The sequence below is a fragment of the Azospirillum picis genome (assembly GCF_017876115.1).
In the GTDB taxonomy this organism is placed as follows: Bacteria; Pseudomonadota; Alphaproteobacteria; order Azospirillales; family Azospirillaceae; genus Azospirillum; species Azospirillum picis.
In genome coordinates, this window is sequence record NZ_JAGINO010000011.1 from 178847 (window position 1) to 189959 (window position 11113).

Annotated in this window: 6 protein-coding genes; 3 read left to right on the forward strand and 3 right to left on the reverse strand. The window is 69.0% G+C overall.

Annotated elements, in window-relative coordinates:
- Nucleotides 1-159 precede the first annotated feature (159 nt).
- Nucleotides 160-4257: a Pls/PosA family non-ribosomal peptide synthetase gene (locus J2850_RS16645; protein ID WP_211113954.1), complete on the reverse strand. Its 4098-nt coding sequence runs from the start codon at nucleotides 4255-4257 to the stop codon at nucleotides 160-162.
- A gap of 564 nt (nucleotides 4258-4821) precedes the next feature.
- On the opposite strand from J2850_RS16645, the gene J2850_RS16650 reads away from it, so the two are divergent.
- Nucleotides 4822-5586: an SDR family oxidoreductase gene (locus J2850_RS16650; protein WP_246513130.1), complete on the forward strand. Its 765-nt coding sequence runs from the start codon at nucleotides 4822-4824 to the stop codon at nucleotides 5584-5586.
- Between the two features lie 26 nt (nucleotides 5587-5612).
- A complete protein-coding gene (locus J2850_RS16655; RefSeq protein WP_209983631.1) occupies nucleotides 5613-6896 on the forward strand; it encodes an MFS transporter in 1284 nt (427 codons plus the stop codon).
- A 77-nt stretch (nucleotides 6897-6973) separates the two neighbouring features.
- Here the strand turns inward: J2850_RS16655 and J2850_RS16660 are convergent, their stop codons facing one another.
- Complete coding sequence (locus tag J2850_RS16660; protein WP_209983633.1) at nucleotides 6974-7456, reverse strand: Lrp/AsnC family transcriptional regulator; 483 nt, start codon at nucleotides 7454-7456, stop codon at nucleotides 6974-6976.
- Between the two features lie 130 nt (nucleotides 7457-7586).
- Here J2850_RS16660 and J2850_RS16665 point away from each other — a divergent pair, with 130 nt between their 5' ends.
- A complete protein-coding gene (locus J2850_RS16665) occupies nucleotides 7587-9998 on the forward strand; it encodes a transketolase (RefSeq protein ID WP_209983634.1) in 2412 nt (803 codons plus the stop codon).
- A gap of 27 nt (nucleotides 9999-10025) precedes the next feature.
- Here the strand turns inward: J2850_RS16665 and J2850_RS16670 are convergent, their stop codons facing one another.
- Entirely contained in the window at nucleotides 10026-10775 is a 750-nt protein-coding gene (locus tag J2850_RS16670; RefSeq protein ID WP_209983636.1) for a FadR/GntR family transcriptional regulator, read from the reverse strand.
- Between the last annotated feature and the right edge of the window lie 338 nt (nucleotides 10776-11113).

Genomic DNA, 11113 nt, shown 5'->3' on the forward strand with positions numbered 1-11113 from the left:
CGATCCAACTGCGTCCGCCCGTCTTCGCGCAAGGGAAGGGGGGAAGCACTCGGCCCCCCTTATACACCGCGGCCGGGCGGAGACAAACGGTGGCGCGGCCGCGGCGCCATGGCCGTTCGTCGGGGGAGGGGACGGGACCCGGACCCGCCCCCCGTGCCGTCACGCCGCCGCCTTGACCCGTCCCTCGGCGGAGGCATGGCCCTGAGCGGCCGGCTCGGCCGGGGCGCCGGCCCATTCGCCGTGGGCGGGGATGGACTCGCCCTTCATCACCAGGGTCAGCGGGCCGAGGCGGGCGAAATCGCCGACATGGGTGTCATACAGCACCGTGGCTCCCGCCCCGACGGTGACGCCGGTGCCGACGGATACCCGCCCGACCTTCATCACGCGGTCCTCGTACAGGTGGGTCTGCAGGGCCGACAGCGAGTTGATGGCGCAATGGTCGCCGACCGACACGCAATCGAACTCGGTGATGTCGGTGGTGTCCATGTAGACGCCCTGGCCGAACTTGGTGCCGAACAGGCGCAGCATCCAGGGCAGCATCGGCGTGCCGCGCAGATGGTCGAGCAGCACCTTGCCGGCGAGGCCCCAGTAGAGCACGGCCACCGCCTCGGTCCGCATCGCCCACCACGACCACATCGGCTTCATGGTGGGGGCGTAGCGTCCCATCAGCAGCCACTTCACCAGCGCGACGACCAGCACCATGATGGTGGGGATGGCGACGCTGACGGCCATGAACTGCCAGGCGAAGGCCCACCAGCGGCCGTCGAGGATCGCCGGCGCGAAGAACTCCACCGCGTAGGTGCCGAAGGTGATGAACAGCATCGACGGCATCGACAGGCTGAAGGCCTCGAACACCGCGCGGCCGAGACGGCGGGCGCGCGACGGCTCGTAGGTCCAGTTGGCGCCGACATTGTCGAACTTCTGGCGGACCGGCAGCTTGATCGGCGGGCTGCCGAACCAGGTGTCGCCCGGCTGCATCTCGGCGTTCGCCGGCGGCTTGGACTTGATGCCGATCAGCGTGCCGGTCGGGATCACCGTGCCCGGCGGCACCACGGCGTCGTTGCCGACGAACACGCGCGCCTCGGTCTTCACCGGCTTCAGGTCCATCCAGCCGCGGCGGATGTCCTCGTCGCCCAGCACCACCTCGTCGGCGATGAAGCATTTCTCGCCGATGTCGACCAGGTCGTAGCGGCCGGCGAGGTTGCTGGAGATCTCGGCGTCCCGCCCGATCTTGGCCCCCATCAGCCGGTACCAGGCCCGCATGTAGACGGTGGCGTAGAGCGAGCTGAGCGTGTCCAGCATCACTTCGGTCGCCAGCGCCACGATCCACTTGCGCACGTAGAACCAGCTATGGACCGAATAGGAGCCGGCATCGACCTTCGGCAGGACCACCCAGCGCATGGCCGCGATCAGCAGGACGGTGACGGCCACCAGGAACATGGCGGTCGGCCAGGCGATGGCCGGCACATAATAGAGGTAATAGACCTTGAACACCCCGCCCATCCAGGCGTCGAGCCGGTCGAACAGGTAGAAGGCGGGGAAGATCGGGATCAGCGCCACCGGCGGCAGCCCGACCAGCGCGACCAGGTAGACCAGCGCCTGGGCGGCGCGGCGGACGATGCCGGCCTCCGGCGCGTCGGGCAGGGCGGCGCGGTCGACGGTGCCGACCTTGCGGGCGGGGGAGCCGTCCCAGATCTCGTAGGTGCCGGTCCGGGTGCCCGCGGGCAGCGCCGTCAGGTCGGCCAGCTCGGTGCCGGCGGCGACCACCGCGTCATGCCCAATCACGCAGGAGGTGCCGACATAGGCGTCGTCGCCGATCTCGATGGTGCCGATCACCAGCTCGTTGCCGACGACCTCGGCATTGGCCAGCTTGACCTTGCCGCCGGTCGAGGCGCCCCGGCCGATCGTCACCAGGTCGATGGCGCCGGATTCGAACTCGCCGATCATCGCCTCGGCGCCGACCTTGGTGCCGAGCGCGCGCAGCAGCCACCGCATCACCGGCGACCCCTGGAACCATTTCAGGTGCAGCAGGCCGATGAAGCGCTGGGCCAGCCACCAGCGATAATAATAGACGCCCCACAGCGGATAGCGGCCGGGCTTGGTGCGGCCGATGATCAGCCATTTCGCCGCGATGGCGACGGCGACGGTCGCCGCATTGATGACGATGTAGACGCCGAGCAGAGTGGTGATCTCGGTCAGGAGCGTCGCGTCCTCGCCCGACAGCAGCATGTAGCTGACGAAGACGCCGAGCCATTGCATCGTCATCAGCGCCAGGATCACCGGCAGCGCGGCCGCCTGCGCCAGGCCGCACAGGAATCGGCGGTGCAGCGGCGGCGGCTCGAAGGACAGGTCGGCCGGCGCGGCGCTGCCGCCGGCGGGCGACTTGGCGTCCAGGCGCGCGGCCATGGCGCGCAGGCTGCGGGCGGCGTAGACGTCCTGGAGGGTCAGGGACGCGAAGCCGGCGGTCTCGCGCACCGCCGAGACGAAGCGCGCGGCCAGCAGCGAATGGCCGCCGAGGTCGAGGAAGAAGTCCGCGTCGAACGGGATCGACTGGCCGGGGAAGACGCGGCGCGCCGCCTCCAGCAAGGTGGCTTCGGCCGGGGTCTGGGGTTCGTCCTGCTCGGCGGGGCCGGCATCCTCGCTCAGCGCCATCGCCTGCAGGGTCTTGCGGTCGGCCTTGCCGGAGGTCAGCCGCGGCAGCGCCTCCACCTGCTCGTAGTGGGACGGCACCATGTAGGCCGGAAGCTGCGCGCGCAGGGCATCGCGCAGCGCCGCCCTGTCCAGCGCGGCACCGGGCCGGGCCACCAGGAAGGCGACGAGCCGGTCGAGGCCGTAATCGTTGCGCAGCACCACGGTGGCCTGGGCGACGTCCGGCAGGTCGGTCAGCTTCGCCTCGATCTCGCCCAGCTCCAGGCGGAAGCCGCGGATCTTCACCTGGTCGTCGATGCGGCCATGGAAGCGCAGGTTGCCGTCGGCATCCAGGCTCACCGCATCGCCGGAGCGGTAGAGCACCGGGTCGGCGGCATCCCGGCGGAAGGGGTTGGCGATGAACTTCTCCGCCGTCAGTTCCGGCCGGCCGAGATAGCCTTTCGCGATGCCGGGACCGCCGATCAGCAGTTCGCCCTGGGTGCCGGGGGGAACCGGCGCCAGCGCCTCGTCCACCACATAGCAGGTGTAGTTCGGGATCGGCCGGCCGATGGTGACGGGTGTATCGGGCAGCACCTCGGCCACCGTGGCGACCACGGTCGCCTCGGTCGGGCCGTAGCTGTTGAACAGGCGGCGGCCGGGGCGGCACCAGCGCGCGGCCACCGCCGGCGGGCAGGCCTCGCCGCCGAGGATGACGACGCGCAGCGACGGCACGTCCTTCGGCAGCATCGCCAGCAGCGTCGGCACGGTGTCGAGGACGGTGACGCCGGCGTCGTTCAGCACGTCGGCCAGCCGGTCGGCCTCGTCCAGCACCTGGCGGCTGGCGACCCACAGGGTGGCGCCGGCCAGATAGGGGACGAAGATCTCCTCCAGCGACAGGTCGAAAGCCACCGAGGCGCCCTGGAAGGCCACGTCGTTGGCGGTGATGCCGTAGACGCTGTTGGCCGCCCGCAGGTAATGGCAGATGTTGCGGTGGTTGATGACGATGCCCTTGGGCTTGCCGGTCGAGCCCGAGGTGTAGATCGCATAGGCCGGGTGGTCCGGCGTCACGCCGTCGGCGCGCAGGTCGAGCGGCCGGTCATCGTCGGACAGCACGTCGCCGATGCGCAGCGTTTCCACGCCAGCACCGGCGGCGGCCAGCGTCGCCGCCTTCGATCCCGTCACCAGGTCGACCAGGATCGCCGGTGCGGCGCAGTCGGACAGGCTGACCGCGACGCGTTCGGCGGGAGCGTCGGCATCGAAGGGCAGGTAGGCCGCGCCGGACTTCAGGATCCCCAGCAGCGCCACATGCAGGTCGAGCGAGCGCGCCATCCACAGCCCGACAAAACTGCCGGGGCCGATGCCGCGTGCCCGCAGGCCCCGCGCGACGCGGTTGGCGCGTGCCTCCAGGTCGGCATAGCTGATGCGCCGCCCCTCATAGACGATGGCGGTGCGGTCCGGATGGGCCGTGGCCGTCGTCTGCGGGATGTCGCACAGCAGCTCGTCGCGCAGCAGCGACGGATCGACCGGCCCGCTGAGCGCCGGCGCGGCCGCGGCGGCGCTCCAGTCCTCCACGATGGTCGAGTTGCGGGCGGGGGAGACATCGATCGGGCCGTCGGCCCGCACGTGCATCAGGGTCACGCTCTATCAGCCTTCCAAAGGGAACTCAGCGCGGTGGCGCCAATCGGACCCGAACGTCACTCGGTCCCGGCGGTCGGCTGAAAGCGGCGGTGTGCCGCTCGCATGTTGTGGATGCTTATGGTTAACGAAAGATTGCTTCCGGCCCGCGCCAGCCGCGTACCAGTGGAGAATGACAAGTCTTGGCCCGTCCAAACGCTGCAAGAGCAAGATATGTACCGACCAAAAGAAAGGAGTAGACCTGCCGTCTCCGGTTACATGCGGATACATGAGGGAGCGGATGCCGCTTACATGAGCCGATCCCGACGGGCGGTCAAGAGGGGGCCGTCCCCACGCGGTCCGAACGGTTCGCGCATGTGTCGGCGTCAACACAAGCAAACGCGCCTTATCATTCGTGGCCTGCATGGCTGACGCGCTCTCCAGCCCTCCTGGCCGAAGATATTCATGATGGACGTCATGTCTGAGCTTATTCATTATAGCCATAATTTAAATGATGCGCGCCGATGGTTCTTCCCGCTGGTCCGCGGGACCGGCGCGGGATCCCACTGGAGAGGGGCCATGAGCATTTCCACGGACATGAGCGGGCGCGTGGCGCTGGTCACCGGCGGGACGTCGGGCATCGGGCGGGCCGCGGCGCTGGCCTTCGCCGGTGCCGGCGCGACGGTGATCGTCACCGGGCGGCGCGAGGCGGAAGGGCGGGAAACGGTCGAACTGGCCGAACGCGCCGGCGGGCGCGCCCGGTTCGTCGGCGCCGACGTCGCCGACGGCGCACAGGTGGCGGCGCTCTTCGAGCGGATCGAGCGGGAGCATGGGCGCCTCGACGCCGCCTTCAACAATGCCGGCGTCCATGCCATGGCGCCCATCGCAGAGATGGGCGAAGCCGATTTCGACCGTATCCTTACGGTCAACGTGAAGGGCGTCTGGCACTGCCTGAGGTATGAACTGGCGATCATGCGGCGCCAGAATGGCGGCGCCATCGTCAACACCGGTTCGGTGCTGGGCCAGATCGGCATGGCCGGCAACGCGGCCTATTCCGCCAGCAAGGCGGCGGTCGAGGGGCTTACGCGCACCGCGGCGATCGAGGCGGCGAAGTCGGGCGTGCGGGTCAACGCGGTCTGTCCGGCGATCATCCAGACGCCGATGAGCCAGGGCTCGTTCGGCGGGGCCGACGGGGTCGAGGCGGCGTTGGGGCCGCTCCACCCCGTCGGCCGCGTCGGCCGTCCCGAGGAGGTCGCCGCCGCCGTGCTGTGGCTCTGCTCCGATGCCGCCGCCTTCGTCACCGGCCAGTCGATCAACATCGACGGCGGCGTCACGGCGCAATGATCCGCCTTCCGACCGGAGCCCCGTTCATGCTGTCCACTCCTCTCGCCGCCGTCCTGGCGCGGCGGAACATCCATTACGGCTGGGCCGTCGTCGCCGTCACCTTCCTGTCGATGCTGGTTTCCGCCGGCGCCGTCGGGGCTCCGGGCGTCCTGCTGCTGCCCCTGCAGCGCGAGTTCGGCTGGGACACCGCCGACATCTCCGCCGCCATGGCGATCCGCCTGCTGCTGTTCGGCCTGATGGGCCCCTTCGCCGCGGCGATGATCAACCGGTTCGGCGTCCGCCGGATGGTGCTGTCCTCGCTGGTGCTGGTCGGTACGGGGCTTCTGTCCTCGCTGGCCATGTCCCAGGTCTGGCAGCTCATCCTGCTGTGGGGTTTCGTCGTCGGCTTCGGCACCGGCCTGACCGCCATGGTGCTGGGCGCCACCATCGCCACCCGCTGGTTCGCCGCCAGGCGCGGTCTGGTGATCGGGCTGCTGACCGCCAGTTCCGCCACCGGCCAGCTCGTCTTCATGCCGCTGCTGTCGGTGCTGACCGAGGCCTATGGCTGGCGGAGCGCCATCGCCCTGCTGTGCGCGATGATCGGGGTGGCGGCCGTGGCGATGCTGGCATTGATGCGCGACCATCCGGCCGAACTCGGCCTGACCGCCTTCGGCGAGGCGGAGGGTGCGGCGGCACCGAGGGCGGCCGGCGCCATCCTGCCGGCGGCCTTCGGTGCCTTGCGCGACGCGTCGGCGACGCGCAGCTTCTGGGTGCTGTTCGCCACCTTCTTCATCTGCGGGGCCAGCACCAACGGCCTGATCCAGACCCACCTGATCCCGCTCTGCGTCGACTTCGCGGTGCCGGAGGTCCAGGCCGCCGGGCTGCTGGCGCTGATGGGGATCTTCGACTTCATCGGCACCGTCGGATCGGGCTGGCTGTCGGACCGGTTCGACAATCGCTGGCTGCTGTTCTGGTATTACGGGCTGCGCGGGCTGTCGCTGATCTACCTGCCCTATTCGGACTTCACCCTCTACGGATTGTCGCTCTTCGCCGTCTTCTACGGGCTCGACTGGATCGCCACCGTCCCGCCGACGGTGCGGCTGATCGCCGACCGCTTCGGGCGCGAGCGCGCCAACCTCGTCTTCGGTTGGGTCTTCGCCGGTCACCAGATCGGCGCCGCCACCGCGGCCTTCGGCGCGGGGCTGTCGCGGACGGTCCTGCAGAGCTACCTGCCGGCCTTCTTTACGGCCGGCATCCTGTGCCTGATCGCGGCGCTCCTGGTGCCGACGCTCGGGCGGTGGAGGGCAGGGGAGGCGGTTGCGCGGGGATGACCCGCCGAACCGCCGCTCGCACCGAAAGCCGGACCTCGAAAACCGGCCCCTGGAAGCCGGACCCTTAAACCCGCCTGCTAGTCGGCCAGATGCTCCAGCGGCAGGGACGTGCGGTAGCGCACCTGCTTCAACGCGAAGCTCGACCGGATGTTGGCGACGCCGGGAATGCGGGTCAGGTGGTCCTTCAGGAAGCGTTCATAGCTGGCGAGGTCCGGCACCATCACCCGCAGAAGGTAATCGGCGTCGCCTGTCATCAGGTAGCATTCCAGCACCTCGGGCCGCGTCATCACCGCGCTTTCGAAGGCGTCGATCCGCTCCTCGATCTGCCGTTCCAGGCTGACGCTGACGAAGATGTTGAGCTGCAGATCGACCGAAGCCGGATCGACGAGCGCCACATAGCGGCTGATGACGCCGGCCTCCTCCAGCGCCTTCACCCGCCGCAGACAGGGGGAGGGCGACAGCCCGACCCGCTCGGCAAGCTCGTTGTTGTGCAGGCGCCCATCCTCCTGCAGGGCGGACAGGATCTTGCGGTCGATACGATCGAGATTGAATCTTGGCATTCGATGCCGCCTGCTCTCCGGAATTGGAATTTCATGCTAAATCGCCGGGGCAGCGCGCGCCACTTCGCAAGCACCTGCCCGGTCGCAAATGATAGGCTCATTCAACCATAGTCGATCCGGGAGCCCTGACATGACCGAGACCTTGCCGTCCTCCGCCGATCTCGCCTGCCTTGGGGAACTGGAGCGCAAGGTACTCTGGCTCGCCTCCTGGACCATCCACAACGCCAACCATGTCCGCCCCAATCATGACGGGCTGAAGATCGGCGGGCACCAGGCCTCCAGCGCCTCGCTGGCGACGATCATGACCGCGCTGTACTTCCAGGCGCTGCGCCCGGAGGACCGGGTGGCGGTGAAACCCCACGCCAGCCCGGTCTTCCATGCCATCCAGTATCTGCTGGGCAACCAGACGCGGGAGAAGCTGGAGAATTTCCGCGGCTACAAAGGCGCCCAGTCCTATCCTTCCCGCACCAAGGATGTCGACGACGTCGATTTCTCCACCGGCTCGGTCGGGCTCGGGGTGGCGCAGACGCTGTTCGCTTCCCTGGTGCAGGATTACCTGAAGGCCAAGGGCTGGGCGCCCGGCCTGCCGGAAGGGCGCATGGTTTCGCTGGTCGGCGATGCCGAGATGGACGAGGGCAACATCTTCGAAGCCCTCCAGGAGGGCTGGAAGCACGGCCTTCGCAACACCTGGTGGATCGTCGACTACAACCGCCAGAGCCTGGACGCGGTCATCCGCGAAGGCCTGTGGGAGCGGCTGGAGAACATCTTCCGCGCCTTCGGCTGGGACGTTGTGATCCTGAAATACGGCACCCTGATGCAGGAAGCCTTCCGCGAGCCGGGCGGCGAGCGCCTCCGCCACTGGATCGACCATTGCCCCAACCAGCTCTATTCGGCCCTGACCTACCAGGGCGGGGCGGCATGGCGCCGGCGGCTGATGGACGACCTCGGCGATCAGGGCGACGTCACCCGCCTGATCGAACGGCGCAACGACGAGGAGCTTGCCCGCCTGATGGGCAACCTCGGCGGCCACGACCTGCCATCACTGCTCCAGGCCTTCGCCGAGGCGCGGACGCATGACCGGCCGGTCTGCTTCATCGCCTACACGGTCAAGGGCTTCGGGCTGCCGCTGGCCGGCCACAAGGACAACCATTCCGGCCTTCTGACGGCCCAGCAGATGGAGGGCTTCCGGACCGCCAACAACGTGCGCCCCGGCCATGAATGGGATCGCTTCGAGGGGCTCGGCCTGCCGCAGGAGGCGCTGGAGGCGTTCCTGTCGCGCGTGCCCTTCGCGCAGAAGGGCCGCCGCCGTCACGGGGCGCCGGCGGTGACGGTGCCGGCGGCGCTGGTGGTGCCGTCGCAGAAGGCCCTTTCCACCCAGACGGCCTTCGGCCTGATCCTCAACGAGGTCGGACGCGAACGCTCGCCGTTGGCCGAGCGCATCGTCACCACGGCGCCCGACGTCACCGTCTCGACCAATCTCGGCGCATGGGTGAACCGGCGCGGGCTGTTCGCCAAGAGCGAACTGGCCGACCTGTTCAAGAAGGAGCGCATCCCCTCGACCTACAGTTGGGACTTCTCGCCCAAGGGCCAGCACCTGGAACTGGGCATCGCCGAGTCCAACCTCTTCATCCTGTTGTCGGCGCTCGGTCTGTCGCACAGCCTGTTCGGGGAGCGGCTGCTGCCGATCGGCACCGTCTACGATCCCTTCATCATGCGCGGCGCCGACCAGATGAACTATGCCTGCTACCAGGATGCGCGTTTCATGCTGGTGGCGACGCCGTCGGGCATCACGCTGGCGCCGGAGGGTGGGGCGCACCAGTCGATCGCCACGCCGCTGGTCGGCATGGCCCAGGACGGGCTGGCCTATTTCGAGCCGGCCTTTGCCGACGAGTTGGCGGTGGTGATGCGCTGGGCCTTCGACTACATGCAGCGGGACGGCGAGGGCGCTCCCGACGAGCGCAACTGGCTGCGCGACGAGACCGGCGGCTCGGTCTATCTCCGCCTGTCCTCGCGCAGCATCGAGCAGCCGACCCGGACGATGGACGAGGCGCTGGAGCGGGACATCGTCGACGGTGCCTACTGGATGCGGCGCCCGGGACCGAACGCCCAGGTGGTTGTCGCCTACACCGGGGCCGTCGCTCCGGAGGCCATCGCCGCCGTCGGCATGCTGGGCGAGGACCGGCGGGACGTCGGCCTGCTGGCGGTGACCTCCGCGGACCGCCTGAACGCCGGCTGGAGCGCGGCGCAGCGGGCGCGCGAGCGCGGCCTGTCCCATGCCCGCGGACACATCGAGCGGCTGCTGGAGGGAGTGCCCTCCCATTGCGCGCTGATCACCGTGGTGGACGGCCACCCGACCACCTTGGGGTGGCTCGGGTCGGTCGCCGGCCACCGCACGCGCGCCCTCGGCGTGGAGCATTTCGGTCAGACCGGCACCATCGCCGACCTCTACCGCCACCACGGGATCGATGCCCATGGCATCGTCGCGGCGGCCGAGGCGGCGTCCCCCGGCCGGCCGGTGCGCCATCTGCGGGCGATCGGCTGAAGCCGGGCAGCCGCGGGAGGCGGTGCCTTACCGCGCCCGTTCCGCCCGCTTCTCGAGCGCGGCGCGGTAACGGTCGCGGGTGTAGGCCACCAGGTCGCCGAGTGCCGCCGTCGCGCCCGCGGCATCATGCCTTTCCAGCGCCTGCAGGAGCCGGGAATGGAAGCCGACGATCGCCTCGCGCTCCCGGACGCGGTAGATGATCATGTTGCTGACCGGCTGCAGCGCCTCGACCACGGCATGCATCAGGTAGGAAAGCAGGGCGTTGCCGGCCGCATCCACCACTGCGCGGTGAAAGCGGACGTCCGACGCGCAGAACTCCTCGTCGGTCAGGGCGGCGTCACGCTGGCGCTCCAGCTCGGTCCGCAGGGTGGCGAGCGGGCCGGCCAAGGCCTCGTCATTCAACGCAGCCGCCAGGCGGCAGCAGACGCCTTCCAGTTCCAGCCTTGCGGTGGCCATCTCGTCCAGTTGGATGTCGCCGACCGCCACCATCAGGGTGGTGGCGTTGGCAAGGGCACGCGCCGCGTCCTCGGGGGTGGGGCTGGCGACGAAGTTGCCGCCGGTCGGGCCGCGGCGCGACCGGATCAGGTGCTGGGCGGCCAACCGCTTCAAGGCTTCGCGCACGGTCGGGCGCGAAACCTTGAAATGCTGGGCCAGTTCCTCCTCGGTCGGCAGCCGCTCGTCCACCTTCAACCGGCCGTCCATGATGGCGGCGCGCAGGCTGTCGGCGATCTGCTTGGCTGCGCTGGCGGTGACGACGCTCTCAAACTCGACGGGCATGACCGCTCGCTTCTGGTTTCCCTCAACCTTATGGTCAGAAGGTCAGACAATTCAACGATGGCAGCACAGATCATCCAGTGCCTGCCGGAAGCCGTCCGCAGGCCCGGACGAAAAAATGCGATGGGGTGAAAAAAGTGCTTGCGCGGTCCGGGGGGTGCCGCATATAAAGCGCCTCCCGACGCGAACGACGCCGGCGCCGCCGAAACGGCAGCGACCGGTACGCGAAACGGGAAGCCCGACAAACCGGCGCTCAGCACCCGAACCCCAGATGGTTCGGGCCGACAGCCGGTTCCGCGTCGGGCGGGTTCTTTGACAAGTTTATACCGTGTTGTGAGAAG

What these genes read in the sequence shown, in the direction of transcription:
- J2850_RS16665 (WP_209983634.1), top strand. Translation starts at nt 7,587, where the DNA reads ATGACCGAGACCTTGCCGTCCTCCGCCGATCTCGCCTGCCTTGGGGAA.
- J2850_RS16670 (WP_209983636.1), bottom strand. Translation starts at nt 10,775, where the DNA reads ATGCCCGTCGAGTTTGAGAGCGTCGTCACCGCCAGCGCAGCCAAGCAG.
- J2850_RS16650 (WP_246513130.1), top strand. Translation starts at nt 4,822, where the DNA reads ATGAGCATTTCCACGGACATGAGCGGGCGCGTGGCGCTGGTCACCGGC.
- J2850_RS16655 (WP_209983631.1), top strand. Translation starts at nt 5,613, where the DNA reads ATGCTGTCCACTCCTCTCGCCGCCGTCCTGGCGCGGCGGAACATCCAT.
- J2850_RS16645 (WP_211113954.1), bottom strand. Translation starts at nt 4,257, where the DNA reads ATGCACGTGCGGGCCGACGGCCCGATCGATGTCTCCCCCGCCCGCAAC.
- J2850_RS16660 (WP_209983633.1), bottom strand. Translation starts at nt 7,456, where the DNA reads ATGCCAAGATTCAATCTCGATCGTATCGACCGCAAGATCCTGTCCGCC.